The following is a 23,928-nucleotide window of genomic DNA, read 5'->3' on the forward strand; positions in this document are numbered from 1 at the left end:
GGCCAAGGCCGCGTTCAGTCATGGGACGGCTGTTGCGCGGCGCCGGCCCGGCCTGGTTCTTTCGGCGCCTCACGCTGCAGCTGATTGCGCCAGACTCGATAAGCACGAATGCCAGCGCGTACCGAGGAAAACAACAATTTCTGCTCCAGCTCGCGCGCCAGGCCCGAACGCACCAGCATCCGCAGGAATGTCCCGTGCGGCCGGGCAATGCCCAGGACGATACCGCGGGCCAGCAGGGTGTCGCGCACCTCCCTGAGGGCCACGATGCCGCTGACGTCGATCGAGGTCACCGCCTCGGCGACGAACAGCACGGCACGGGGATCGGGCTCGCGCTCGACCGCTTCCAGCAGGCGCGCCTTGAAGTAGTCGGCGTTGAAAAACAGGATCGCGTCATCGAAGCGGTACACCACCAGCCCCGCCAGCGTGCGCGCCTGCGGGTATTGGCTGATATCGACCTGGCCTTCGATCCCGCGTACCCAGCCCAGCACCGCGTCGGTGGGCTGGTAGATGCTTTTGAGCAGCCGCAGGATCGCCAGCAGCACCGCGACGATGATGCCCGGCAGCACCCCCACGCCAATCACGCCCAGGGTGGTCAGCACACACAGCCAGAACTCGAAACGGCTGAGCTTGCGGATAACCCGCATCGCCTGGATGTCGATCAGCCCCCAGCCCGCCATCAACAGCACCGCCCCCAGCGCCGCCTGGGGGATCCAGGCCATGGGCGCGGTGAAGAACAGCAGGATCAGGGCAATCACCAGGGCAGCGATAATCCCCACCAACTGGCTCTTGCCCCCCACCATGCTGTTGACCGCGGTGCGCGAATCGGCGCCGCTGATGGCGAAGCCACTGGAGACCCCGGCGGCGATATTGGACACGCCCAGCGCCAGGAACTCATGGTTGGCATTGACCGTGTAGCCGTTCCTGGCGGCGAAGCTGCGGGCCGTCAGCATCGCACTGCAAAAACTCACCGTGGCGATACCCAGCGCATCGCGCAGCAGGCTTTTCAGTTCGGCCATATTGGTCTGCGGCCAGCTCAACTGCGGCATGCCCGAAGGGATCGGGCCCAGTACGGAGACGCCGTAGCTGTCCAGGCGCAGAAAGCCGACGCACAGGGTGGCGATGGCCACCGTCACCAGCGCCGCCGGCAACCTCGCAAAGCGCCGCGGCAGCCAGATCAGCAGCGCCAGGGCGCCCACGCCGATGGCCAGGGTCGGCAGATGGGTTTCGCCAAGCCGCTGCAGCATGTTCAGCAGGCTGAGAATGAAACCCTCGCCTTCGATTTTGTAGCCCAGCACCTTGCCCAGTTGCCCGGCCAGCAGGCTCAAGCCGATGCCGTTCAGATAGCCGATCAGGATGGGCCGCGAGAAAAAACTGGCAATGAACCCCGCCCGGGCGATGCCGGCGCCGATCAGCATCAGGCCGACCAGCACCGTGACAATCACAGCCAGTTGCGCCAGACGCTCGGGATCGCCCAGCGCCAGGGGCGCGATCGCCCCAGCGACCATGGCGCAGGTGGCCGCATCCGGCCCGACCATCAACTGCCGCGAACTGCCCACCAGGGCATAGACCATCATCGGCAACACGCAGGCATACAAGCCGTACTGCGGCGGCAGCCCGACAATCTGGGCGTAGGCGATGGCAATCGGGATCTGCACGGCCGCCACCGACAACCCGGCCTGCAGGTCGAACCTGAACCATTCGCGGCGGTATTGCAGGAGATTGGCCAAGCCTGGCAGCCAACGGGCGAGCAGCATGGAGGTACCTTTGATCAGGGGCTTTGACGAGGGGTATGGCGGGCGCGAAAGCTCGTGCCCTGGATGAGAGATAAGCAGAGTCGGTTTTTCTTTGCAGGCTTTTCAACAAAATATCGGCGGATCGAGCGTCCTCTGATTCGGCAGACACCGTGACAGACCGCGGCCGGTCCTCCGTCGCCAGCCCTCCCCCCAAACGACAGCACGGCTGGCAACCAATGTCCTCCCGCGGTATTGGCCCGGTAGTCGCCAGCCAATTCAGCCAATGCTCACCCTGGCCGGGTGCAAACCCGGTTCCCCTTTTCCAGGTGACCACCGCGTTAACGAGGTCAGGCCCGATGGATGCACCGCCAGGCTCTGCTCGCTACTGCTTGCTGTTCCTGGGGTCGTCCGCCGGGTTGAGGTAGGTGATCCCCCAGGGGCCCGTGCCGTGGAGCTGGAGCACGGTTTCCTGTTTTTGAGTGGCGGCGTACATCGGTGTACCGACGGGAATGATCAGGGTGTCGCCCGGGTGATAGGCCTTGGCCTTGGCCGCGTCGAAGCTGTCGCCGGTGGCGAAGTAGAAGGTGCCCGAGATCACGGTGACACGTTCGGTCACGGGATGGGTATGCACCCCGACTTTCGTGTTGGCCGGCAGCATCAGGCGCATGGTGAAGGGCTCTGGCTTTTTCAGGTCGCCTTCGATCACCGAAATCATCACCCCGGGCCCTACCGAGGGCGCGGGTGTCCATTTCAGTTCGGCGGGGGTGGCGGCAATCAACCCTGTGCCCTCGGCCAGAGCGGCAGAGGCCAGGAAGGCCGCGCCGAGCAGGGCCAGTGAAACAGCGACAGCTTTGTGGGCGCTCATCGTGATGTCCTCGCGTTTGAGAGCGGTGGGTGAATCGCAGCGGCCAACAGAGCATCAACGCAAAAGCACAGCGGCTGCGCGATCGAGTCATATAGGGTGACGATAGCCGAACGCCGATGCGCGGATATATCCATTGCGAACAGCCTTGATAGCGCACGGGTATTGCCGCACAGGCAACCGCCGGCCAATCGGCCGAGGCCCGTCGACCTGGCAAACAAGCCAAATTGCCATGTGTTTCCTTCGTTCTTTCATACGTCGCAGTTCTCACTGCCCGTTCCCCCATGCCTGGAGTTCCCCCCGATGCCTTCGCCCCGTCCCCTGCCCTCTGCCTTGCTGGGCCTGGCCCTTGTCTGTCCGGCCCTGGCCGAAGCCCAGGGCCTGGAGCTGGGACAAGTGCTGATCGGCGCCGAGGAGCGCAGCGGCGAAGACGCATCGATCGAGGAAGCCAAGGCGCGGCTGGCCCAGGTGCCCGGCGGCAGCAATGTGGTGGACCTGCGCCGTCCGCTGCAGGGCCGGGTGGCCAGCAACCAGGATGTGCTGGCGTACCAGCCGGGGGTCTATGCCCAGTCCGCGGGCAACGAGGGGGTGAAGATCTCGATCCGCGGCTCGGGCATCAATCGCGCGCCGGGCGCCCATGCCTCGGGGCTGTACACGATGCTCGACGGCCTGCCGCTGACCGGCCCCGGCGGCACGCCCTATGAGTTGCTGGAGCCGCTGTGGCTCGACCGCGTGGAAGTGCTGCGCGGCGCCAACGGTTTCGACCGCGGCGCCCTGGCCCTGGGCGGCGCCATCGACTACATCAGCCACACCGGCTACGACGCCCCGAAGTTGCAGGTGCGCTACGCCACGGGCAGCCACGGCTATCAGCAGCGCCAGGTCAGCTCCGGGCAGGTGCTGGGCGACTTCGACTACTACCTGTCCATGACCGACGCGCGCTCCGATGGCTACCAGGACCACAGCGCCAGCAAGAGCCAGGGGGTCATCGCCAACTTCGGCTATCGCTTCAACCCGAACCTGGAAACCCGCTTCTACATCCGCCATCGCCAGACCGACAACGACCTCGCCGGGCGGGTCACCCAACGCTCCATCGAGCACGACCCACGGGCGGCCAACCCGGCCTACGTGACGCGCAACGACAGCCGCGACCAGCCGGGCAGCACCTTTATCGGCAACAAGACCACCTGGTACATCGACGACGATTCGAGCCTCCAGACCGGCCTGGTCTACCACGACTACCCCATGGACCTGCGCGAAGGCCCCAACCGCCTCAAGGTGGCCTACACCGATGTCAGCGGCACCTTCGACTACAAGCGTCGCGACACCCTCTGGGGCCTGGAAAGCCACAGCACCCTGGGCCTGCGGGTGACCAAGCACCTGCCCAACTCAGGGGCCAGCGAGCGGGTGCGTATTCCCAGCGGCAACACCGCGGGTTTCGCGCCGGGCACCCACATGCGCAACTTCACCTACCAGGGTTCGGACAGCGTCCTGCATGTCGGCAATGACCTGGAGATCGCCGACGACCTGTGGCTGACCACCGGCCTGGCCGCCATCTACACTCGCCGCGAAAGCGCCGTGACCTATCCCGAAGGCGGCGGCAAGACCAGCCTCGGCGACTGGGACTATGCGCCGCGCCTGGGCCTGCGCTACCAGCTGACCCCCGACCTGCAACTGTTCGGCAACCTCAGCCGCTCGGTCGAGGCGCCGCATCCCTGGTCGCTGATCTACAGCTCCAACCTGCGCTTCCCGGCCGGCAGCGGCGCGGCCACCGGCACCCAGCGCGACCCGATCAAGTTGCAAAACCAGACCGCCACCACCCTGGAACTCGGCGGCCGTGGCGACAGCGCCATCGGCCAATGGAGCCTGGCCTGGTACTACGCCCAGGTGCGCCACGAACTGCTCTCGGTATTGCCGGACGCCAACGCCACCACGCCCTACGAACTCAACGCCAGCCCCACCGTGCACCAGGGCGTGGAAGCCAGCCTGCAGAGCACCCTGTGGTCGCGGGACGACGGCGGCCAGTTGAGCCTGCGCCAGAGCTACACCTTCAGCGACTTCCATTACCGCGACGATGAGCGCTTCGGCGACAACCGCCTGCCGGGCCTGCCGATGCACTACTACCAGGGCGAGTTGCGCTACGACTGGCCCCAGGGTTTCTTCGCCGCGCTCAACACGCAACTGGTGTCCAAGGTGGCGGTGGACTACGCCAACAGTTACTACGCCGATCCCTATGCGCTGTTTGGCGCCACCCTGGGCTACAACGCGCCCAAGGGCGACTGGCAGACCTGGCTCGACCTGCGCAACCTGACCGACCAGCACTACGCCGCCACCGTTACCCCGGGCTACGACGACAAAGGGCTGGACGCGGCGCGATCCACACCGGGGGAAGGCATGGCGATGTATGTCGGGGTGTCGTGGAGCCTGCGTTAAGGCCTGGGACGGCCAGATGTGAGCAGGCGATCCCGTTTGGCGGGCAGCATGAAGCCACCCGGGAAAGCAGCGGTATCAGCTCTCGGAGGAAACCACGGACTCGGGAGTGGATTCGGCATCCAGCTTCAAGCGGTCGGCCTTGCTGATGTATTTGGGCTTTCGCGGTGCCAGCTTGGCACTGGCCTTTTTCGCGTGAGCCTTCAGTAGCTGGTTGATTTTCTTGCGACGGTTCATGTTCTTCTGCTCGGCCGGTAAGTGTTCGAATGATATCAGCTACTGAGTGCATGACCTTGGAGCCCCTGGGCTCCCATCAGCAATAACTTTTTGTAAGTGCTATTCGACATCACCTTGCGCCGGCCGACCAAACCGCCGGTGATAGCGCCCGCAACCATAAGCTCGCCTGGGTTGCCATTGAAGTGCCCGATCAGGCCAGATGCGTGACTACTTCAGGATAAACAGGTCCCCTTCCACACTCAGATCGCCCTGTTTACGACGCGGCGCGACAGCGTCGTAAACGATTAGCAGACCTTCCCCGGCCTCCTCAGCCACGTCAAACAGACACATACCCTCGGCATGGTCGTCACCTTGCCCGAAAGGCACCTCCAGAACCCTCTCCAATTGCTCCGCAAAGACCACAAGCTCCTCATCAGATGCGAAGCCGCCACGCCAACGGAACACCGTTACCGGTCCGTCCAGGTCCATGGTCGGCCCCGCCAGAATCAACAGATCGTCGCCGCTGACGCACAGGTCTCGCACCCCCAGGCCATTGAGCGCGAAGAAGTGCTTGCGGTAGCGGCGCCCCTGCGGCCCGATCTTCTTGAGCACCAAGGTTTCGCTGGGGTCGTCATTGAGTTCAGGCTCGATCTCCAGCAGCACGGCCCATCCGCGCAGGACCGGCCCACGCAACCCCAACAACAGCCGCGAGCCAATGACCGCCATCCCTTCGATATCGAAACCGTTGTCTTTACCCGGGATGGGCAGGAAGTCCCGTAACTGATCGTCTTTGGCAATTTCCCAGGTCAAGTCGTTGCCAAGCGCGTTGCCACGCAGCTGCGCCGCCGTACGCCCATCGGCATCCACCGCCCTGGCAAGTTCATAGCTGTCGCTCTGCCGTACTACCGGAATGCGGGCCAACAAAAAGCGATTGCCGTCTGCCTCTACCGTCGATAGCCGCTTGATGTTCTTTTGCGCCGGCTTGTCGGGCTCGGCCTTCCTGCGCTTGAGGCTATGGGAGCCCACCACCCAGAGGTAACCATCGTCATAGGCCAACCCCTCGATATCGATCTCGGTGTCTGGCTCCGGTATGGGCAGGTCCAGGTATTCCATGAGCGAGAACGATTGGTGCTCAGCGCAGATCACCGCGCCGCCTGGTGCAGCGCCCTGGATTTTCAGACGCTCCAGGCTTGTGGCTTCATCGTTGGCCACCCACAGTGTGTCGCCAATCCGCTGAGCGACCGAAAGGCCATCGCGCAACGCTGCAAACGCCGGGGCAAAGCTCAGTATCACCACATTGATTCGTTCGCTCATGAGCACTCTCCTGCCAGACGGGGTGAAGCGAACAGGCTGTTGTCGAGGCTAGTGGCTAGCCAACGACAAGCAAGATTATTGTCTAGCACGTTTTTTCACAGGCGCTAGAGCGCTGTTGTTCACCTTGAGAAGCTGGCCGCACGTGAAAAGGCGCGCTTTGGCGATCGCATCGCACCCGGTGGCGATATGCATGACATACACGTGGTCTTTCGCGAATGGGCTTCGCAATATGACAACCCGGATTTCTCCGGACGCACAGGGCGCGACACGAGGCGGGGCGGGGCGGGGCGGGGCGGGGATAGCGGAGCAAACAGCGCAGGTTTTGCGCGTTGACGGGGCGAGTATTGTTGAAGATATGGCCGCGCACCCCCTTCACTCCGTGATGCGATCATGTTGCTTCGGGTCGTTTACAGACCTTCGCATCAAGCTGCAATCGGCCCAAGAACTGCTACACGCCTTCAAGACGAGGACAGAAAGTTCAACTCCAACCTGCTGATCGAAGACCTGACAAAACAGGTGAACAACCCAATCGACACTGTGACCGGGCATCTCGGTAATCAATGACTATGCTTTGACCTAATGTGCAAACCGCTCCGACCGGTAATCCATAGCGCTGTTCTACCAGCCAACACCAGAAAAACAGGCCCATGAAACCGATGCCCTCCCTTGCCGTTGTTGCCCTTGCCTCAATCATGGCCCATGCAGCCGAGGTGCCGTTGGGTAGCCGTTCCCTGGAAGGTCACATCATTACGCGGGTGCTGGCCGTTGATCCGGTGAATCATCAAGTCACCATAGAAGACACCAACAAAAGCCCGGTATCCATCCAGCTCACGGAAAAAGCCAAGGCCCTGGGCAACCTGAAGGTCGGCGACAAGGTCGATATCCACGTTGTTCGCTCAGTCGCCTATGTGCTCGACACGAATGTCGAAGCTGCACCAGGGGTTAGCGACGAATCAATGACTATCCGTGCCACACAGGACAATCCTGACCCAGGTGGCGAGGCGGTTCGCAAGGTCAAGGTCACGTCAAAGATCACTCGCATTGACTTGGAAAAGCATGAAGTGACCTTGCTACCTCCAGAGGGCGAACTGACCGTCCTGAAGGTCGAGGACCCACAGCTTCAGGCCCGAATGAAGAAGCTCCAGGTGGGTCAGACGATCAACGCCATTTACACCGAGGTAATGAAAGTCAAAACCTCGCGCTGATATGGCTGACAAGCAGAGACCTTGATGAAGGCTACTCCGGACGCTTGGATATGACAGAACTATTGAATGCTATAGCGCTGGGACTACTGGCCTTGCTACCCCTGATCAATCCGCCTACAACAGTGGCTTTATTTATTGCCCTGAGCAAAGGCCTTAGCCAAAAAGAAAAAAACAAACAGGCGCTTTCGACTTCGCTTTATGTCTTTCTTATCATGGCACTTACCTATTACGTAGGTGAGTTTGTTATGGACGCCTTTAACATTTCCATTCCGGGCTTGCGCATGGCAGGCGGTGGTATTCTCATAATAATGGGCTTGAAGATGCTCTTCCCGCAGCCTGTCCATGTTTCTCCTGTCGTCAACAGCGCAAAGGAACAGGCCAGTTTTGCCTTCATTCCGCTGGCCATGCCCAGTACTGCCGGGCCAGGAACGATCGCGATGATTATCAGCTCCTCCGCGACCATTAAACACAGCACGTTATTTCCAACCTGGGTTCTATTAACCGCGCCTCCATTAATCTTCTTGTTTACTTCCATTATTCTCTGGATCTGCTTACGCAGTTCAGGCCCCATAATGAAACTAACAGGGGAGTCAGGCATTGATGCAATATCACGCTTGATGGGTTTTCTACTCGTATGTATGGGGGCTCAGTTCGCCATAAATGGGTCGATAGAAATAGTACAAACCATCATTGACAATAATTTTCATTTACCCCGCCCTCAATAATTCAATCTCCACGCTGCGGGAGGCTAAAGCATGGGTGTCTGCTACCCTTTAGCGGAGTCATCGAGGTCGGCCGTTCTCACTCCCTGACATTGATCCAGTCCTCTCAAGCCTGCCTGACCACATGAGGTGGGGCGATGCGCATTTCATTACTTTACGCGGTGTCAGCTGTACTGGTTCTAAGTGGGTTTTCTTGCCTGGCGCAAACCCAGAATGCGCCTGCAAACGCTGCGGCTACAGCGCCCCTGACGGCACCGGCCAAAGATGTCGTGTTCACCCAAGAGCAGCTGGATCAGATGCTGGCTCCCATTGCGCTATACCCGGATCCACTGTTGGCACAGGTATTGATGGCCAGTACCTACCCCGGGGAAATCGCCGAGGCGGTCACCTGGTCCAAAGCGCATCCGGGCGCCAAGGGCGATGATGCGGTCAAACAAGTGTCGAGCCAGACCTGGGACCCGAGCGTACAGGCGCTGGTTGCCTTCCCACAGGTCCTGGCAACACTGGGACAAGACCCGGTCTGGGTACAGCGTCTGGGCGATGCCTTTCTGGCGCAACCCGACGATGTCATGGACGGCGTGCAACGCTTGCGGCATCAGGCGCAAGCAGCAGGCAACCTGCAGAGCAACCAATATCAGAACGTGACGGTTCAGGCTGCACCGGCACCGGCAGCCCCTGCCCCTGCCCCTGCCCCTGCCCCTGCCCCTGCCAACAGCTCCACTACCATCGTCATCGAGCCTGCCGACCCGCAAGTGGTCTACGTCCCCACGTACAATCCGACCACTACCTATGGCACCTGGGCCTACCCTGCTTCGCCGCCCGTCTACTATCCACCGCCCCCCGCCTATTACCCCGGATCGGCCTTGATGGCCGGGCTGGCGTTCGGGACCGGCGTGGCGATCGTCGCCTCGCTGTGGGGCGACTGTGACTGGGACAACAACGACATCGACATCGACGTCGACCGCTACAACAACATCAATCGCAACACCCAGATCAACAGGAACCAGAACAAGTGGCAGCACAACTCCCTTCATCGCGATGGCGTTCCCTATCGAGACAGCAGGAGCCGTGAACAGTACGGTCGACAACTGGACGGTGCCAATCAGCGTGAGGCCTTTCGAGGGGATAATGCCCAACGCGCCCAGGCGCGTGAAAAAGCCCGCAGTTCAATGGACAGGCACGGTATCGAACGACCAGCCACCACTAACCTCCAGGCCCGTGATCAAGCGCGCAGAGCGCAGGTCGATAATCGCATGCAAGCCGGGGCAGACAGACCGAGAGCCTCTGACAGGAACCAAGGTACTGACAGAAACATCCGGGAAAATCAGCAGCCCAGACAACAGAACGCTCAGACGAATCAGCGCCGCCAGGAACTCTCCCAAACACGCCAGGGAACGCCAAAACGCCCGACCGCCAGCCCCGGCAGTGCACGCAATAATGCTTTTGCCGGCGCGCGCTCGCCGTCCCAGTCCAACGCCCAGGCCCTCCGTGGCCGAACCAGCCAGGCATCCGCCACGCGCCCCAGTGCTGCGCGATCCGCCGGCCATCAGATCAGCAGGCCGTCCGGTGCCTCCATGCGACAAAGAGGGGGGGGCCGGCGTTGAACACACTTCCTCGAGTGAAAGCATTCATGGGCTCGCTCCCTCGTCTCCTGATGATCAGCGCCAGCCTGGCATGGTCATGCACGGCTATGGCACAGCAGGCATTTCCAACCCCGGAACAGGCCGCTCAGGCGTTCGTCGAAGCCCTGGGCACACAACAGGCCGATCAGGCACGCCTGATGCAGCTGCTGGGTGAAGACTGGCGCAGTTTCATCCCGCGAGGTGGCGTCCAGCGCAGTGACGTGGATGCGTTTTTGAAGCTCTACCGCGAGCGACATTCCATCGAAAAAACCAGTGACCGCAACGCTGTCCTGTCGGTCGGCAGTGACCACTGGACACTGCCGATACCCCTGGTAAAAGCCGAAAAGGGTTGGCGCTTCGACATCAAGGCCGGTAGCGCCGAAATCCGTATGCGGCGAATCGGCAGCAACGAACTGGCCGCGGTGCAATCGGTGCTGACCTATCACGACGCCCAGATGGACTATGCATCAGTGGATCATGACGGTGACGGCGCCCTCGAATATGCGCAGAAAATCTTCAGCACTCCCGGCAAGCACGACGGACTCTATTGGGCGGATGACGATAGCGGTCAACTCAGCCCCTTGGGTCCGCTGTTCGGCAATGCCATCGCCGATGAAGATTGGCATGGCTACCACTTCCGCATCCTCGAGGGACAAGGTCCCTCGGCACCGGGTGGCGCCTACAGCTACCTCATCGGTGACAAGATGAGCCGTGGCTTTGCCCTCATCGCCTGGCCGGCGAAATACGAGGACACCGGGGTGATGAGTTTCATGATCAGCCATGAGGGCCAAGTGTTCGAGAAAGACCTGGGACCCGAGGGTTATAAATTGGCGCAGTCGATGAAGCGGTTCGATCCCGATGACAGCTGGCAGGAGGTCACCCTGGATCAGAAGCCGTAACAGTTGCCTGGCTTCAATCACCCGTCAGCGGATCGTAGAGGGCATGCTTCGCCTCTCATTTCAACAGGCGGTAATCGGCTGTGGATTCAACCGGTCGAAGAGACGGATGCTTTGCTGCCCAAGCGGATGAGTTCATTGGAGAAACACAGGCCGACGATGATCAGTGCCGCGCCCGCGTACAGGCTTTCGCGCGGTACTTCATTGAGCACCACAAATGCCAGCAGCGCAGCGAACAGTGGCTCGGTCAGCTCCAGCGCTTGCACTTGGGATGGCTTGAGATACTCGATGGCCTTGGTGGTGCAGAAGAAGCCCAGGATTGTCGGCAGCGTGGCCAGCGCCAGCAGCGCGGCGATCACCAGCGGCGACAACTCGCCCATCGCGAAACCGTCGGCCGCCGCCGGCATCAGCAGGTACAGGCTGCCAAAGAACAACAATTGTCGAGTGAAGTGCAGCCCCCCCGACACCCCCATACGCTTCATGGCAACCGAAAAGGCCCCATAGCCGCAGCCGGCCATGGAGGCGAGCGCAGCACCTTGCAGGGTAAAGCCCTGCTGCAGGTCGCCGCCGAAGATCACCGAGATCCCAGCGATAGCCAGTGCGGCGCCAACGGTAGCGTTCGCGGTGATGGCATCCTTGAGGAAAATGCGCCCCAGAATGATCGAGGAAATTGAGGCACTGGCCATCAGCACCACCACCACACCTGCCGCAGCGTAATGTTGATAGGCGGACGTTTCGAAATAGAACAGCACAAAGATGCCAAGGAATGCGCAGATAGCCGCCTGAGTCCATTGGGTCGACGCCGCCGGGCGCTTGAGGAAAAACAGTAGGATCGAGAGAAGCACGCAACCCAGTAGGGTCTTGATGACAGCGACACTGCTGGCGGTGAAACCATTACTCATTAGTACTTTGCTGAGTACACCGATCGTTGCGTTCAGTGCCGCAGCGGAGAGTGCAAATATGACGCCTTTGCTGAAAGTGGATTGCATTGATGACGATCCCTGTCGCTGAATGGTCGTTCGATAGAATGCCGCCCTACATCGACGGCGCAAAGTTTGAGGATACGAAGATCCCACCAACACTTACCTTAGGAAAGTCCATTTAATCGGGACTAACGACTTTGTCGCCCCCAAGGAAGAAGTCAGAGGGCCTGGCCCTTGGCTAGGCAATATGAGTTGACGAACGTCGCAGTGTGCTGCAAGGACTGGCGTATATCCGGTTTGGCTATTCCATGCCTGTTGGCAAATTGCTCGACCGCCGCTGTATCAAAACGAGTGGTCTGGATAAAGTCCAAGGCCTCGGGTTTTGTATTCAAAAGCCGCGCGACGGGGGGAATACTCAGTAGCCACTTCAGCAAGCGGAGTGGAATGTAATGCTTGGGAGCCTTTAAACCCAAAGGTTGTGCCGCCTGTACCAGCAGTTCTCGCAAGTTGGGAGTCTGGTCATCAAGCGCCAGCAGTTCCTGGCCCGCCATGGCAGGATCAAAAGCACAGACCGCCACCAGCTCAACCAGGTAATCCACGGTGACCAGTGGCAGCCAGTGCTCGGCGGTACCGGGCACTGCAGTCAGCTTTCCCTGCACAAGGTTGCGGATCAGCTCCACCAGCGGCTGACCGTCAAGGATATGCCCCGTGCGGCTGTGGCCACAGACCGTCGCGGGGTGGACAACGGTAATCTCCCCGCCCTTGGCGGACATGACCTCCAGGGTCGCAAAATGCGCCTCCAGCTTGCTCCCCTCGTAACCACCGACCTGTCGGTAGACGGCAGGCCAATTCGTCAGCTCCGGATAACGCGGATCAATTCCGATGCGTTGCAGATGTTCATGATTTTTCAGCATGTAGCCGCCGATCATCACTAATCGGCTTTTTTGCTCAGCCGCCAACCGCGCCACGCGCTTTGCCCCTTCCACATTCACCGCACGAGAATGCTCCACTGAAAGCCCCCATGCGAAGTGGGCGCCCAGGTGGAATATGACTCTGGCATGCCTTAGCACTTCCCGGTCAGCAAGACTCAGCCCGAGGTTGTCCCGTTCCAGATCGCCAGCTACGGCAAATACCCGGGTTGCGCACCCTCCCAAATTGTCGACTTGCTCCCGCAGTGCAGCTAGTCGCTCCGGGCGACGCATCAACACCCGAATGGTGTGACCTTTTGCACTCAGGTACGCCACCAGATGTTGACCGATGAAGCCGGTACCCCCCGTGACAAAGCACTCCACGCTCATTTCCCTGTTCCTTGTTTAAGGTGAGAAATCAAGCGTAAACTATCGACCCAACTCTACAGTCAAGCGGTGTTTTCATGAAAATCGGCGAACTCGAGGCCCGCAGCGGCGCCAGCCGCCATACGCTGCGTTACTACGAGCAAATCGGCCTGATCTCACCGCTGCGGCAAACTAACAACTATCGCATTTACACAGAGCAGACTCTGCAGGATCTGGACTTTATCCAGCGTGCGCAGAGCATGGGGTTTGCCCTGGGGGAAATAGGCGAGATTCTGGATGCGCAGCGGAACAAGCTGATCGATTGTGCTGACGGCGCCAAGCTGATTGAAAAGAAGATGGCAGAAATCAAACAGAAAATTACTAACCTCCAAGGCATTTATCGGTATCTGGATCAAGAGCGTGCAAACCTCGAAGCCAGCGCTGCCAGGCAACTTGAGCTTCAGCAGCTGAACAACTCTTCCAACTGAACTTCCAGTTTCAAGCATCCGCTGTCTCTACGAATTCCAGGTTGACTCAGAGCCCTCTCGCCTCACGCAAATCCTGGACCACGCTCAAGCCAGCAACTCGCTGATCCACCGGGTCTGCCGGGCGATGTCCTGGACCTTCTCCTCGGGCACGGCCTGCCGTGCCCGGGCGAAGTGGGCCAGGGTCTTCTGTTTCAGGCGCAGCATGCGTTGCCACTTGGCCAGGAAGGCCGGGCTGCGGGCCTGCAGTTGCAGTGGGCCGAAGTACAGTTCCTCGGCGGTGTAGCTCACCGGCCCGGCGCGCTCGGCGACGATGATTTCGTAGAAAAAGCGGTTTTCCCGCAGCACTTCCTCGCAGAGGATGCGGTAGCCATGCTCCATCAGCCATTGGCGCAGGGGTTGCTCGCCGCCGTTGGGCTGCAGGATCAGGCGTTCCTTGCCATTCAGGCGCGCCTTGCCGCTGTCGAGGATGTCGCGAATGGTCTCGCCGCCCATGCCGCAAATGCTGATCGCCGTGATCCCGTCTTCCGGCTCGATCGCCGCCAGGCCGTTGGCCAGGCGCACGCTGATGGCCGAATCCAGGGCGTTTTCGCGCACGCTGCGCTGGGCCGCGTGGAACGGCGTCAATGCCACCTCGCCGGCCACCGCCGCGGCGATAAGGCCACGGCGCAGCAATGCCACCGGCAGATAACCGTGATCCGAGCCGATATCGGCCAGGCGCGCACCCGCTGGCACATGCGCCGCCACACGCTCCAGGCGCATGGACAATGTCTGTTGGTTCAACTGCCGCCCCTTTTCACCACGAACGTCCGGCGCCTGTGGCCGGATCGGGGCGCGATTCTGTCGGGCAATGCCGCGCATTTCAAATTTATGCGACCAGGGCCAGGGTTCGCGCCGTCCTGCCGCTCGCGTATCGGCGCCAAGGCAAGCCGGGGCATGAGCCGCTTTTGCCTCGATCTTTGCAGAGCCCGGGAAGCGGGAATGGGACTCTGCCCATCCCCTGTGTATCGCACTGTATCTACCGCCCTCCCCAGTACACACGCTTGCACCCGCCCCAGGATTCGGACACAGGCCAGATACGTCGCGGCCGTCAAATGCAACCCAGGTTGAAGGGGATCAGCCAGGTCCCCCGCCCCACGGCTTGCAATCCAATGGAGAGATCAGCATGAAGATGACACTGCGCAACCACACCATCGGCGCGTCGATCCTGGCCCTCAGCCTGTTCGGCCTCCTCGGCACGGCCCAGGCGCAGACGCCCGCAGCGGCGCAACCCGACGCGGGCAGCGGCACCACTTATGCCGCCCCTTCGCCGTTCGGCCCGCTGAAGCATGTCAACGCCGGGCTGCTGGACGTGGCCTACGCCGAAACCGGCCCCGCCGACGGCCCGGTGGTGATTCTGCTGCACGGCTGGCCGTACGACATTCACAGTTATGACGAGGTCGCGCCCTTGCTGGCGGCCAAGGGTTACCGGGTACTGATGCCCTATGCCCGCGGCTACGGCGATACCCGTTTCCTGTCGGCGAAAACCCTGCGCAATGGCCAGCCGGCCGCATTGGCCAGCGACGTCATCGATTTCATGGATGCACTGAAGATCAAGCAAGCGGTGCTCGGCGGTTATGACTGGGGCGCGCGTTCGGCGGACATCGTCTCGGCGCTGTGGCCGGAGCGGGTCAAGGCGCTGGTGTCGGTCAGCGGCTACCTGATCGGCAACCAGGCGGCCGGGCAGAACCCGCTGCAGCCCAAGGCGGAATTGCAGTGGTGGTACCAGTTCTATTTCGCCACCGAGCGCGGTCGCGCCGGCTATGAGAAAAACACCCACGACTTCGCCAAGCTGATCTGGCAGCTGGCCTCGCCGCAATGGAAGTTCGACGACGCCACCTTCGAGCGCAGCGCCAAGGCCCTGGACAACCCCGACCATGTCGACATCACGGTGTTCAACTACCGCTGGCGCCTGGGGCTGGTTCAAGGCGAAAGCCGCTACGCCGCGCTGGAGCAGAAACTGGCCACGGCACCGGCCATCGGCGTACCGACCATCACCCTGGAAGGCGATGCCAACGGCGCGCCGCACCCGAACCCCGCGGACTACGCCAAGCGTTTCACCGGCAAATACCAGTTCCGCCTGATCAGCGGCGGCATCGGCCACAACCTGCCGCAGGAAGACCCGCGGGCGTTCGCCCAGGCGGTGATCGATGCGGATCGTCTTTGAGGCTGGCCTGACCGTCCTCAGCGTCAGGGCATGCCCTGGAAAAACCAACCCGGCGACAGGAGGGCCGTGGGTCCTCCTGTCGCCGGCGAGGGGTCAAACCGTGACGATCATGCAGCCGATCGCGCCGGACTCATGGTAGATGGCATGGCCGTTGTTCTGCCCAGTGAACCCGCGCAACGAGTGTTTGGCCACGTCGCTGTAGGCCAGGGAAACCACCCAGCGGGCATCGACCGGCTCGGTGTATTTGGCAATCTTCTCGATGTCCTTGCGGGTTTCCGCCAACAGCTTGTTGCCGGCATTGGTAGCGCTTTCGACTTTCACTTCGATGGCATAACTCTCGACGTTGTGCCGGGCCAGCACGTCGAGGTGCAAGGCCTGGTTCGGCGGTGGGTAAGGCACTTCGCGAGCGACCCCCAGGTGCGCTGCGCGCAGCAGCATCAGAAACTCGACCTGGAACCAGACTTCCCAGGCCGCGCCGGTACTGATGGCGGCCTCGATGCGCGAGTGGTCGCTGAGGATGAGGTGGCTGAGTTCGGTGTTGTTCATCGTGCGTTCCCTCTGTTGGATGGTAGAGAGAGGAACGAATCGACGGCGCTGCTGTGAATAATGAGCGCGAGGCCGGCATGCCTGCACATGCCGGCCTCACGGTTTTACTTCCTGATGGAAACGATAGTGGCCGCGCCGCCTTCCAGGTGGAATACGAAGGTCACCCGGTCGCCGATCGCCAGCCCTTGCAGCTGCTGCGCAGTCGCGGCAAAGGCCATGGTCATCGGCGGCCATTGCACGGCGGGGACGGCGCCGTGGGCGATGGTCACCCGCTGCTTCGCGGTATCGATGGCCTTGATCGTGCCCTCGGCAGTGGCCTGTCGAGCCTGCCGGGCTTCCTGCTTCATCGGCATGCCGTTCATGTTCATGTCGTCCATTTTCATGCCGGGCATGTCCTGCGCGTAGGCGGCGAGGGACAGCGTGGCCAGGGTGCCAGTGAATGCGATCTGGATCAGTTTCATAGGTTTTTTCCTTGAGTGTGGGAGACAACAGGAAGGTGCCGGCGGCGCATCAGGCGATAGGCCGCCGGGATGACGAACAGCGACAGCAAGGGCGCGGTGAGCATGCCGCCGACCATGGGCGCGGCGATGCGGCTCATCACTTCGCTGCCGGTGCCGCTGTCCAGCAGGATCGGCAACAGGCCAGCGATGATCACCGCCACGGTCATGGCCTTGGGGCGCACACGCTGCACCGCGCCTTCGCGAATCGCCGCGAGCAGCCCGCGCTCGCTGCCCTCGCCGGACTCCTGGCGTTCGGCCCAGGCGTTCTTCAGGTACAGCAGCATGATCACGCCGAACTCGGCGGACACCCCGGCCAGGGCGATAAAACCGACGCCGGTGGCCACCGACAGGTTGAACCCCAGCCAGTAGAGAAACCACGCCCCGCCCGTGAGGGCGAACGGCAGCGTGGCCATGATCAGCAAGGCCTCGTCGAAGCGGGCGAAGGTCAGGTACAGCAGCACGAAGATGATCAGCAAGGTGGCCGGCACCAGCCACGCGAGCCGGGCATTGGCCCGTTCGAGAAACTCGAACTGCCCGGAGTAGCCCAGGCTCATGCCCGGCTGCAAGCGCACCTGCTCGCTGACCGCCCGGCGCAGGTCGGCGACCACCGAGGCGAGATCCCGCCCCCGCACATCGACATACACCCAGCCCGAAGGCCGGGCGTTTTCGCTCTTGAGCATCGGCGGACCCTCGCTGACCCTGACCCTGGCCACGGTGCCGAGGGTGATCTGGCTGCCCAGCGGGGTGTAGATCGGCAACTGCTCCAGGGCCCCCAGCGAGTCCCGCCAGTCCCGGGGGTACCGCAGGCTGATCGGGAAGCGGGCCAGCCCTTCGATGGTCTCGCCGATGTTTTCCCCGCCGATGGCGCCGCTGACGATCGACTGCACATCGGCGATGTTCAGGCCGTAGCGCGCGGCCGCCTGGCGGTCGATATCCACGTCGATGTAACGCCCCCCCGTCAGGCGTTCGGCCAGCGCCGAACTGACCCCGGGCACGCCCCTGGCCACTCGCTCGACGGCCTGGGTCACGGCATCGATCTGCCGCAGGTCGCTGCCGGCCACCTTGACCCCGATCGGGCTCTTGATGCCGGTGGCGAGCATGTCCACGCGGTTGCGAATCGGCGGAATCCAGATATTGGTCAGCCCCGGGACCCGCACCACCCGGTCCAGCTCGGCCACCAGTTTTTCCGCGGTCATGCCGGGGCGCCACTGCTCATGGGGCTTGAACCGGATGATGGTTTCGAACATCTCCAGGGGCGCCGGATCGGTGGCGGTTTCCGCGCGGCCAGCCTTGCCGAACACATGTTCGACCTCGGGCACGCTCTTGATCAGCCGGTCGGTCTGTTGCAGCAGCTGCGCCGCCTTCTGCGCCGACAGCCCCGGCAGCGCCGAAGGCATGTACAGCAGGTCGCCCTCGTCCAGCGGCGGCAGGAACTCGCCCCCCAGGCGCGAGAGCGGCCATAGCGCGCTGAGGAACACCAGCAAGGCCAGCAGCAAGGTCGCCCTGGGCCTTTGCAATACCGCGTCCAGGGCCGGTTGATAGAGGCGGATCAACCCACGGTTCAGCGGGTTCTGCTGCTCGTTGGGAATCCGCCCGCGAATCCAGTAGCCCATCAACACCGGCACCAGGGTCACCGACAGCCCCGCCGCCGCGGCCATGGCATAGGTCTTGGTGAACGCCAGCGGACCAAACAACCGCCCTTCCTGGGCCTCCAGGGTGAACACCGGGATGAACGACAGGGTGATGATCAACAGGCAGAAGAACAGCGCCGGCCCGACCTCGGTCGCCGCCGCGGTGATCACCTGCCAGCGCTGCTCGCCCTGCAGGGTGTGCCCGGGATGGGCCTGGTGCCAGGCCTCGAGTTTCTTGTGGGCGTTCTCGATCATCACCACCGCCGCGTCGACCATGGCCCCGACCGCGATGGCAATGCCGCCCAGGGACATGATGTTGGCGTTGAGCCCCTGCTGGCGCATCACCACAAAGGCGATCAACACGCCGATCGGCAAGGAGATGATCGCCACCAGGGAAGAGCGCAGGTGCCAGAGGAAGATCCCGCACACCAGGGCGACGACGATGAACTCCTCCAGCAGCTTGTGGCCAAGGTTGCTCACCGCACGGTCGATCAGCTGGCTGCGGTCGTAGGTGGTGACGATTTCCACGCCGGCCGGCAGGCTGCGCTTGAGCTCTTCGAGGCGGGTCTTCACCGCGGCGATGGTTTCCCGGGCGTTCTTGCCACTGCGCAGAATCACCACGCCGCCCACAGCCTCACCCTCGCCGTCCAGTTCGCCGATGCCACGGCGCATTTCCGGGCCGAGCTGGACAGTCGCAACCTCGCCCAGGGTCACCGGCACCCCGCCCGCCCCGAGCTTGAGCGGGATCGCGCGGAAGTCAGCGAGGCTCTTCAGGTAGCCGGAAGCCCGCACCATGAACTCCGTCTCCGCCATCTCCAGCACCGCGCCACCGGTTTCCTGGTTGGCCTTGCCGATCGCCGCGCCGACCTCGGCCTGGGTGATACCGAGGCTGGCCAGTTTCAGCGGGTCGAGTTGCACCTGGTACTGCTTGACCATGCCGCCCACGGTGGCGACTTCAGCGACGTTCGGCAGGGTCTTGAGCTCGAACTTGAGGAACCAGTCTTGCAGGGCGCGCAGTTGCGCCAGGTCATGCCCGCCGCTGCGGTCCACCAGGGCGTACTGGAAAATCCAGCCAACCCCGGTGGCATCCGGCCCCAACGCCGGCTTGGCGCTGGCCGGCAGGCGGCTCTGGACCTGGCTCAGGTACTCCAGCACCCGCGAGCGGGCCCAGTACAGGTCGGTGCCGTCCTCGAACAGCACGTAGACAAAGCTGTCGCCGAAGAACGAATAGCCGCGCACGGTCTTGGCCCCGGGCACCGAGAGCATGGTGGTGGCCAGCGGATAGGTCACCTGGTTCTCGACGATCTGCGGCGCCTGCCCCGCATAGGGCGTGCGGATGATCACCTGCACATCCGACAGGTCCGGCAGCGCGTCAACCGGCGTGCTCTGTACCGACCAGACACCCCAGGCGCTGACGAACAGGGTCGCCAGCAACACCAGAAAACGGTTGGCCACCGACCAACGAATCACGGCCGCGATCATGGCTGGCTCCCCGTTTTATCCAGGCGTTGGACCCGCAGCTCATTGCCGCTCTGGCTCAGCGCCACCCGCACCTTGTCGCCCACCTTGAGGCCCTGCATCAGGCCGGGATTGGCCAGAGGAAAGGTCATGGTCATGGCCGGCATGCCCAGGCTCTTGAAGGGACCATGAGCGAGCGTGACTTCCTGACTGTCGATGACCAGGATCTGCCCTTCGGCTTCATGCAGGACCGCTGCGGGCTCTGCCAACGAAGCGGCGACAATGCCCTTGAGGCTGGCTTCCGAATCCAACAGGAACTGCCCGGACGCCACCACCTGCTGCCCCTCCTCCAGGCCTTGCAAGATCGCCGTCTGGCCAGCGTTGTCCGGCCCTGGCTGCACCTCCACCGGGCGGTAGCGCCCCCCGTCTTCGGCGAGCATCACCAGGGCCCGGCGGCCGGTGCGAATCACCGCCTCGCTGGGCACCCACAGCAGAGGTTGCCGGGTCGAACGCTTGAGGCTGACCTGGGCGCTCATGCCCGGCCGCAGCCGACCTTGCGGGTTAGGCAACTCGACCCGCACCCGCAGCGTGCGGCTATCGGCATTGGCCTCTGGAAGGATCGCGTCGACCTTGCCCGCGAACACCTCCCCGGGAAAAGCCGGCAAACGAGCCTCGGCCACCTGCCCGCTGACCAGCGAGCCGGCCTGCGACTCCGGAACCGCCACCGCCAGCCAGACGCTGTTCAAGCCGTTGACCCGGGCCAGGGTCTCGCCGGCGGCCAGGGTCATGCCCTGGCGGACATTCAACTCTTGCAGCACACCGCCGATGGGGCTGCTCAGGGTCAGGTTCGGCTGGACCTTGCCACTGCGCTCGACCTGGGCGATCAAGGCCGTCGGCATGCCGCTGAGGCGCAATCGCTGGCGGGCGGCCGCCAGCAGGCCGGCATCGCCACTGGCCTTGAGGGCGAGAAATTCTTCCTGGGCCGCCGCCCACTCCGGCACCAGGATATCCGCCAGGGCCGCGTTGGCCTTGAGCAAATCCCCCGGGGCCCGGGCATACACCCGTTCGACAAAACCCGCGGTCCGCGGCTGAACGACCGCCACCTCGCGCTCGTTGAACACCAGCACCCCGACCGCATCGACGCTGCTGGCCAACACCCCGCGCGTGACGCTGGCCAGGCGCAGGCCGAGGTTCTGGGTCAGGCTCGGGTCGATGCGCACCGCCATGCTATCCCCCTCTCCCCCCTGACCCTCGGCGTACCGTGGGACCAACTGCATGTCCATAAAGGGCGACTTGCCCGGCTTGTCGAACTTCTGCTGCGGGTACATCGGGTCGTACCAATACAGCGCCTTGGGCTCGGCCGATGCCTGCTGCCCAACCGCCACCGCCGGCGCTTCGCCGCTGCGCGGCTGGGCCAGCCAGTAACCACCCGCGACTCCCAGGGCCAGCGAGACGCCGACCACCGAAGCGACTTTCCAGATCGGCGAATTCATTGCGCACTCTCCCCATAGGCGAAGTACAGGCGCGCGTTGGTCAGGGCACGCTGCTCCTCGACGTCGATCTGCTTGAGGCGGGCTTCGATCAGTTCGCGGCGGGCGGCGACCACCGCCGCCAGGTCGCCCTTGCCGGCGCGATAGCTGGCCAGGCTCAGGTCGACCTTCTCCCGGGCCAGCGGCACCAGGCTTTGCTGGTTGCGGCGCACCGCGCGATCCAGGCGCTCATAGTCGGCCAACTGCGCTTCCAACTGCTGGGCATGCTCCCGGGACAGGGCTTCGCGTTCGGCCTCCAGCTGGCTCAGCTCGGCCTGCCGGGCGGCGATCCTGGGGTTCTGGCGCGAGCCGGGAAACAACGGCAGGTCCCAGGAAAACTGCACGCTGACCATATCGCCGAACTCCCGGCCACGGCGCTGGTAGTCCAGCTCCCAGCTCCAGTCCGACTGCTTGTCGGCCTCGGCCTCATGCACCCTGGCTTGCGCCTCGCGGGTCATGGGCGCGAACGCCGCCAGTTCGGGGTGGTGTTGCAGCTTGTGCACGTAGCCTGCGCTGTCCACCGGCCACTCGGGCAGACGTCCCACGGGCCGGTCGTTGGCGGCAGCGCCGATCCAGCGCTTGAGCGCGGCCCGGGCCTGGGCCCGCTGGCTGATCAGTTCGTCCTCGCGCTCGGCCAGTTGCGCGGCTTCCTGGCGAGGCGTCACCGCATCCGCCGGTAACCCGCGGCCACCGGCGATCTGTGCGCGCACGGTGGCGCCCAGCAGGCGGTTTTCCTCGTAGAAGTCCTGGAGCAGCGCCGCCTTGCGCTCCACCGAATAGCTGCCGATCCAGGCCAGGGCCGTGGCCTGGCGCACGTTCAGCAGCTCCACCCGACGCTCGGCGGCGGCCCGCTCGACCGCTCCGGCGGCGACTTCGACGCGGGCCTTGCGCTTGTCGCTGTTGGGCATTTCCTGGCGGATCCCGACCATCTGCATGGTCATGAAATCCTGGTCGAGGCGCCAGCGATCCGGGCCGCCAATGGGGTAGTTCTGCACCCCCAGCAACAGCTTGGGGTCGGGCAGCTCGCCGGCGGGGATGGCCGCGCTGCTGGCGGCCTGGATTTTCGCGTCCTGGGCGCTCAGCGACGGCGCGTTGTTCTCGGCCAGGCGCAACGCCTCATCGAGGGTCAAGGCGCCAGCGAGGCTCGGCCACACCAGCACGCCCGCCGCCAGGCCGACCACGAGGGACCAGCCGGTGCAATAGCACTTGGGGTTCATGTTGACGATTCCTGTGATGAATCCCTGCGCGACTCTTCAGACATGCGCGCAGATATGCCATCGCCTCAATAGGCGATGGGACTCAGTGTGGTACAGGAATCAGGCCCGGGGCGGTCGCCACACCCCGGAAGGGCTTTGCGCGGGCAAAAAATAGCTGGAGAAAGACAGGACAACCGGGTGGCTCAGGGTCACGGCAGGCTTGACGATCGAGACTTGCAGCATGCCGCCGGTCTTGCATTCCTGGCCCGGCTTGCAGGGTTTGCCGTGCTCGGCCGGGCTTTTCATGTCGTTGCAGCAGTCCATGCCCATGTCGTCCATCATCGCCATGCCCTGGGTCTTCATCGGGCAAGGTTCGGTCGGCGCCTGGACGCCCGCCATCCCGCTGAGGGGAAGCGCCAGGCTGATCAGGAAGACAAGACAAAACCGCAGGTAGCGTTTCATGGGCTGGAGTCTAGAGGTGGAAAGCCGCTCTTACAATTGCGCCAATCGCATAAACAGGTCGCCGAAAAAACCCGGCTGCGCGCGATCTCAATGGAGCGGGATTAAGCCAGGATTAGCGCGTGGAAAAATCGCTACAAGGACGGCTCGAACACCCCCGCCTCTTCCAGCATCTCCACCAGTGACTCCGGCCAGACGATGGCCTCGGTGGATCGCAGATCGTGGGCCGACCACCAGCGATGATCGGCCATCACCTGGGCCTCGGACGAGGTCCAGCCCGCACGGGAGAGCGGCTGGTCTGGTGCGTGCACGACAAAATACTGCTCGACGGAAGTCACCCACTCGCCGCTGGGCAGCTGCATGGGAAACCGGCGATCGGCCACCGGTTCTCCAACCGTGCCGACCCGGATACCGGTCTCCTCGTGCAGTTCACGGACCGCCGCAAGCTGGAAGGTTTCTGCCCCTTCAAGCCCGCCACCGGGCGTGGCCCAATAGTCATCCCCCGCCAGCGCCCCCTCCTTGTGCAGGAAGCGGAACAGCAGGACCTTTCGCGAAGGGTTGATGACCAGCAACCTCGCCGACTTACGCTCACGCATCGGTATCTCCCTGAAATGTTGTTCTGATGTATTCGCCGGCGCGCCTCACAGCGCCAGCGAACGGTCCTGAATCACCCGTTTCATCACCAGCGTCAGGCGTTGGGCGTTGGGCGTTGGGCAGTCTGGAC

General features: G+C 63.0%; 21 protein-coding genes. 7 read left to right on the forward strand and 14 right to left on the reverse strand.

The genetic code is table 11. From position 1 onward, the window contains the following. Positions 1 to 14: 14 nt before the first annotated feature. Complete coding sequence (locus PVZ80_RS08295; protein ID WP_273863655.1) at positions 15 to 1,754, reverse strand: SulP family inorganic anion transporter; 1,740 nt, start codon at positions 1,752 to 1,754, stop codon at positions 15 to 17. A gap of 361 nt (positions 1,755 to 2,115) precedes the next feature. After that, positions 2,116 to 2,598 carry a cupin domain-containing protein gene (locus PVZ80_RS08300; protein ID WP_101282309.1) on the reverse strand — a complete coding sequence of 161 codons (483 nt, stop codon included), beginning with the start codon at positions 2,596 to 2,598 and terminating at the stop codon, positions 2,116 to 2,118. Between the two features lie 300 nt (positions 2,599 to 2,898). On the opposite strand from PVZ80_RS08300, the gene PVZ80_RS08305 reads away from it, so the two are divergent. Further along, positions 2,899 to 5,025 (forward strand): TonB-dependent receptor family protein, encoded by a 2,127-nt coding sequence (locus PVZ80_RS08305; protein ID WP_101282308.1) that lies wholly within the window; start codon positions 2,899 to 2,901, stop codon positions 5,023 to 5,025. Positions 5,026 to 5,100: 75 nt separating this feature from the next. On the opposite strand, the gene PVZ80_RS08310 is transcribed toward PVZ80_RS08305, so the two are convergent. Beyond that, the gene (locus tag PVZ80_RS08310; RefSeq protein WP_009048596.1) at positions 5,101 to 5,259 is read right to left on the reverse strand and encodes a DUF2986 domain-containing protein; all 159 of its coding nucleotides are present in this window, start codon (positions 5,257 to 5,259) and stop codon (positions 5,101 to 5,103) included. A 207-nt stretch (positions 5,260 to 5,466) separates the two neighbouring features. Next, a complete protein-coding gene (locus PVZ80_RS08315) occupies positions 5,467 to 6,552 on the reverse strand; it encodes a DUF3616 domain-containing protein (RefSeq protein WP_041989507.1) in 1,086 nt (361 codons plus the stop codon). A gap of 647 nt (positions 6,553 to 7,199) precedes the next feature. Between PVZ80_RS08315 and PVZ80_RS08320 the strand changes: the two genes are divergently transcribed. The 4 genes from PVZ80_RS08320 (at position 7,200) to PVZ80_RS08335 (ending at position 11,000) form a co-directional block, all read left to right on the forward strand. Next, positions 7,200 to 7,757, forward strand: a complete 558-nt coding sequence (locus PVZ80_RS08320; RefSeq protein WP_273863656.1) for a hypothetical protein — start codon at positions 7,200 to 7,202, stop codon at positions 7,755 to 7,757. Between the two features lie 50 nt (positions 7,758 to 7,807). Continuing rightward, positions 7,808 to 8,482 carry a MarC family NAAT transporter gene (locus tag PVZ80_RS08325; RefSeq protein WP_038631927.1) on the forward strand — a complete coding sequence of 225 codons (675 nt, stop codon included), beginning with the start codon at positions 7,808 to 7,810 and terminating at the stop codon, positions 8,480 to 8,482. Positions 8,483 to 8,616: 134 nt separating this feature from the next. Next, positions 8,617 to 10,083 (forward strand): DUF3300 domain-containing protein, encoded by a 1,467-nt coding sequence (locus tag PVZ80_RS08330; protein ID WP_273863657.1) that lies wholly within the window; start codon positions 8,617 to 8,619, stop codon positions 10,081 to 10,083. 26 nt (positions 10,084 to 10,109) lie between these two features. After that, positions 10,110 to 11,000 (forward strand): DUF2950 domain-containing protein, encoded by an 891-nt coding sequence (locus PVZ80_RS08335; protein ID WP_038631924.1) that lies wholly within the window; start codon positions 10,110 to 10,112, stop codon positions 10,998 to 11,000. Positions 11,001 to 11,086: 86 nt separating this feature from the next. Here the strand turns inward: PVZ80_RS08335 and PVZ80_RS08340 are convergent, their stop codons facing one another. Next, positions 11,087 to 11,986 (reverse strand): DMT family transporter, encoded by a 900-nt coding sequence (locus PVZ80_RS08340; RefSeq protein WP_273863658.1) that lies wholly within the window; start codon positions 11,984 to 11,986, stop codon positions 11,087 to 11,089. A gap of 152 nt (positions 11,987 to 12,138) precedes the next feature. Beyond that, a complete protein-coding gene (locus PVZ80_RS08345; RefSeq protein WP_273863659.1) occupies positions 12,139 to 13,218 on the reverse strand; it encodes an SDR family oxidoreductase in 1,080 nt (359 codons plus the stop codon). A 74-nt stretch (positions 13,219 to 13,292) separates the two neighbouring features. Here PVZ80_RS08345 and PVZ80_RS08350 point away from each other — a divergent pair, with 74 nt between their 5' ends. Continuing rightward, complete coding sequence (locus PVZ80_RS08350) at positions 13,293 to 13,682, forward strand: MerR family transcriptional regulator (protein ID WP_273863660.1); 390 nt, start codon at positions 13,293 to 13,295, stop codon at positions 13,680 to 13,682. A gap of 84 nt (positions 13,683 to 13,766) precedes the next feature. Here the strand turns inward: PVZ80_RS08350 and PVZ80_RS08355 are convergent, their stop codons facing one another. Beyond that, positions 13,767 to 14,462 carry a tRNA (adenine(22)-N(1))-methyltransferase gene (locus PVZ80_RS08355; RefSeq protein WP_124354920.1) on the reverse strand — a complete coding sequence of 232 codons (696 nt, stop codon included), beginning with the start codon at positions 14,460 to 14,462 and terminating at the stop codon, positions 13,767 to 13,769. Between the two features lie 382 nt (positions 14,463 to 14,844). On the opposite strand from PVZ80_RS08355, the gene PVZ80_RS08360 reads away from it, so the two are divergent. Then, entirely contained in the window at positions 14,845 to 15,885 is a 1,041-nt protein-coding gene (locus tag PVZ80_RS08360; protein WP_273863661.1) for an alpha/beta fold hydrolase, read from the forward strand. 93 nt (positions 15,886 to 15,978) lie between these two features. On the opposite strand, the gene PVZ80_RS08365 is transcribed toward PVZ80_RS08360, so the two are convergent. The 7 genes from PVZ80_RS08365 to PVZ80_RS08395 all read right to left on the reverse strand — a co-directional run bounded on the left by PVZ80_RS08365 (position 15,979) and on the right by PVZ80_RS08395 (position 23,800). Further along, positions 15,979 to 16,431: a hypothetical protein gene (locus tag PVZ80_RS08365; RefSeq protein ID WP_016704540.1), complete on the reverse strand. Its 453-nt coding sequence runs from the start codon at positions 16,429 to 16,431 to the stop codon at positions 15,979 to 15,981. Between the two features lie 104 nt (positions 16,432 to 16,535). Then, positions 16,536 to 16,892, reverse strand: a complete 357-nt coding sequence (locus PVZ80_RS08370; protein ID WP_257374004.1) for a copper-binding protein — start codon at positions 16,890 to 16,892, stop codon at positions 16,536 to 16,538. After that, complete coding sequence (locus tag PVZ80_RS08375) at positions 16,889 to 20,044, reverse strand: efflux RND transporter permease subunit (protein ID WP_273863662.1); 3,156 nt, start codon at positions 20,042 to 20,044, stop codon at positions 16,889 to 16,891. The genes PVZ80_RS08370 and PVZ80_RS08375 overlap by 4 nt, the downstream gene beginning before the upstream one ends. Next, a complete protein-coding gene (locus tag PVZ80_RS08380; protein WP_273863663.1) occupies positions 20,041 to 21,513 on the reverse strand; it encodes an efflux RND transporter periplasmic adaptor subunit in 1,473 nt (490 codons plus the stop codon). The genes PVZ80_RS08375 and PVZ80_RS08380 overlap by 4 nt, the downstream gene beginning before the upstream one ends. Next, positions 21,510 to 22,766 (reverse strand): TolC family protein, encoded by a 1,257-nt coding sequence (locus tag PVZ80_RS08385; protein WP_028682354.1) that lies wholly within the window; start codon positions 22,764 to 22,766, stop codon positions 21,510 to 21,512. Before PVZ80_RS08385 ends, PVZ80_RS08380 begins: the two co-directional genes overlap by 4 nt. A gap of 99 nt (positions 22,767 to 22,865) precedes the next feature. Further along, entirely contained in the window at positions 22,866 to 23,207 is a 342-nt protein-coding gene (locus PVZ80_RS08390; protein WP_009048575.1) for a hypothetical protein, read from the reverse strand. A 131-nt stretch (positions 23,208 to 23,338) separates the two neighbouring features. After that, positions 23,339 to 23,800, reverse strand: coding sequence for an NUDIX hydrolase (locus tag PVZ80_RS08395; protein WP_101282297.1), 462 nt, complete (start codon positions 23,798 to 23,800; stop codon positions 23,339 to 23,341). Positions 23,801 to 23,928 lie beyond the last annotated feature (128 nt).

Source organism: Pseudomonas sp. B3G-3 (assembly GCF_028640915.1).
GTDB lineage: Bacteria > Pseudomonadota > Gammaproteobacteria > Pseudomonadales > Pseudomonadaceae > Aquipseudomonas > Aquipseudomonas chlororaphis_I.

Coding starts and splice junctions, on each gene's coding strand:
- PVZ80_RS08385 (WP_028682354.1), bottom strand. CDS start 22,766: ATGAACCCCAAGTGCTATTGCACCGGCTGGTCCCTCGTGGTCGGCCTG.
- PVZ80_RS08375 (WP_273863662.1), bottom strand. CDS start 20,044: ATGATCGCGGCCGTGATTCGTTGGTCGGTGGCCAACCGTTTTCTGGTG.
- PVZ80_RS08330 (WP_273863657.1), top strand. CDS start 8,617: ATGCGCATTTCATTACTTTACGCGGTGTCAGCTGTACTGGTTCTAAGT.
- PVZ80_RS08335 (WP_038631924.1), top strand. CDS start 10,110: ATGGGCTCGCTCCCTCGTCTCCTGATGATCAGCGCCAGCCTGGCATGG.
- PVZ80_RS08305 (WP_101282308.1), top strand. CDS start 2,899: ATGCCTTCGCCCCGTCCCCTGCCCTCTGCCTTGCTGGGCCTGGCCCTT.
- PVZ80_RS08345 (WP_273863659.1), bottom strand. CDS start 13,218: ATGAGCGTGGAGTGCTTTGTCACGGGGGGTACCGGCTTCATCGGTCAA.
- PVZ80_RS08350 (WP_273863660.1), top strand. CDS start 13,293: ATGAAAATCGGCGAACTCGAGGCCCGCAGCGGCGCCAGCCGCCATACG.
- PVZ80_RS08360 (WP_273863661.1), top strand. CDS start 14,845: ATGAAGATGACACTGCGCAACCACACCATCGGCGCGTCGATCCTGGCC.
- PVZ80_RS08340 (WP_273863658.1), bottom strand. CDS start 11,986: ATGCAATCCACTTTCAGCAAAGGCGTCATATTTGCACTCTCCGCTGCG.
- PVZ80_RS08320 (WP_273863656.1), top strand. CDS start 7,200: ATGAAACCGATGCCCTCCCTTGCCGTTGTTGCCCTTGCCTCAATCATG.
- PVZ80_RS08300 (WP_101282309.1), bottom strand. CDS start 2,598: ATGAGCGCCCACAAAGCTGTCGCTGTTTCACTGGCCCTGCTCGGCGCG.
- PVZ80_RS08325 (WP_038631927.1), top strand. CDS start 7,808: ATGACAGAACTATTGAATGCTATAGCGCTGGGACTACTGGCCTTGCTA.
- PVZ80_RS08390 (WP_009048575.1), bottom strand. CDS start 23,207: ATGAAACGCTACCTGCGGTTTTGTCTTGTCTTCCTGATCAGCCTGGCG.
- PVZ80_RS08370 (WP_257374004.1), bottom strand. CDS start 16,892: ATGAAACTGATCCAGATCGCATTCACTGGCACCCTGGCCACGCTGTCC.
- PVZ80_RS08380 (WP_273863663.1), bottom strand. CDS start 21,513: ATGAATTCGCCGATCTGGAAAGTCGCTTCGGTGGTCGGCGTCTCGCTG.
- PVZ80_RS08295 (WP_273863655.1), bottom strand. CDS start 1,754: ATGCTGCTCGCCCGTTGGCTGCCAGGCTTGGCCAATCTCCTGCAATAC.
- PVZ80_RS08315 (WP_041989507.1), bottom strand. CDS start 6,552: ATGAGCGAACGAATCAATGTGGTGATACTGAGCTTTGCCCCGGCGTTT.
- PVZ80_RS08395 (WP_101282297.1), bottom strand. CDS start 23,800: ATGCGTGAGCGTAAGTCGGCGAGGTTGCTGGTCATCAACCCTTCGCGA.
- PVZ80_RS08310 (WP_009048596.1), bottom strand. CDS start 5,259: ATGAACCGTCGCAAGAAAATCAACCAGCTACTGAAGGCTCACGCGAAA.
- PVZ80_RS08365 (WP_016704540.1), bottom strand. CDS start 16,431: ATGAACAACACCGAACTCAGCCACCTCATCCTCAGCGACCACTCGCGC.